This is a genomic window from Pseudomonas sp. Irchel s3b6 (assembly GCF_900187415.1).
Lineage (GTDB): Bacteria > Pseudomonadota > Gammaproteobacteria > Pseudomonadales > Pseudomonadaceae > Aquipseudomonas.
Genome location: NZ_FYDM01000036.1, coordinates 1 through 1,400 on the forward strand (window position 1 = coordinate 1; position 1,400 = coordinate 1,400).

Consider the following 1,400-nt stretch of genomic DNA (forward strand, 5'->3'; position numbering starts at 1 on the left):
GCCAAAAGCAATGGGATGGACTCCTCCTCACTTCGGCATCTTGAGTGCCAGACTGAAAGTGCGAACCACAGTCAACGGTGAGAAGGAGTCCACACATGAAGCTTATGCGAATTGGGGTCGACCTGGCCAAGAACGTGTTTCAGATCCACGGCGTGGATTGTCATGAGCTACCCGTCTGGCGGCAGCGCCTACCGCGTGATCGCTGGCTGCAAACGGTGTTGGAGAAGATCGAACCTGGCTGTGAGATCGGGATGGAGAGTTGTGGCGGTGCGCATCACTGGGCTCGGCAGCTACAAGCCCACGGATTTCGGGTGAAGCTGGTCGCGCCGCAGTTCGTCAAACCGTACGTCAAGAGCAACAAGAACGACGCGAACGATGCCGAGGCGATCTGCGAAGCGATGAGCCGTCCCAGCATGCGCTTCGTCGCCATCAAGACCATCGAACAACAGGATATCCAGGCGACGCATCGCATCCGGGCCGGCTTAATCGAACAGCGGACGGCCAAAGCCAATCAGATCCGTGGGCTGGTCGCCGAGTACGGTCTCGTTGCACCGAAGGAATTGCTGATGCTGCGTCGTGCAATACCATGCTGGCTAGGGGATGCGGATAACGGTTTGACGGCACGCTTTCGTCGTCTGCTGGATGGTTTGTGGGACGACCTTCGTGCGCTGGATGGGCGTGTTTGCCAGCTCGACGGCGAGATCACTGCGATCGCGACAAACGAGCCGTCCGCCGTTCGCCTTCAACAGCTGCGCGGTGTCGGTCCAATGATCGCCACAGCGCTCGTCGTCGCTCTCGGTGATGCCCGTCAGTTTGCCAATGGCCGACAGTTTGCCGCCTCGCTGGGACTGACACCGAGGCAACACAGTTCTGGTGGTAAGGATCGACTACTCGGTATTAGCAAGCGCGGTGATACGTATCTGCGAACATTGATGGTGCATGGCGCACGCTCGGCGCTACGCACAGCCAAATCCAAAGAGGATCGGCTCAGCCAGTGGGCCGTTCGTTTAGCCGAGCGATCGCATCCCAATGTGGCCGCTATTGCGCTGGCCAACAAAACTGCACGCATGGCTTGGGCGATGCTGCGTCACGGCACTGATTACCAACCGAATCAGGCAGCGGCCTGATCTATTTACCCGACGTGTTCTACGAGAGAAACAACTCTTAACCACGATTGCGAAGCAACCTGAACGATGGCAAACCGGTCGAACCGGCGTCGGCAAAACCCTCGAATGTCCAAGTGCGAAAAGCACGAAAAAGCGATCGGGAGCCGGCGCGCGAATAGCCCATCATGGCCCTGCATCGAAACGATGCCGTATTTAGAGGCCGAATATACGTGTGCAGTCGGCACGGGCGCCAAAGCAACGGGGCTTGCAATGAGGGGGAGTCCATATACGGTC

The 1,400-nt window shown here is 58.2% G+C and carries 1 protein-coding gene; it reads left to right on the top strand.

Features of this window, described 5'->3' with window-relative positions; genetic code table 11:
- Positions 1–95 precede the first annotated feature (95 nt).
- Positions 96–1,127 (top strand): IS110 family transposase, encoded by a 1,032-nt coding sequence (locus CKW07_RS25035; protein WP_095147509.1) that lies wholly within the window; start codon positions 96–98, stop codon positions 1,125–1,127.
- Positions 1,128–1,400 lie beyond the last annotated feature (273 nt).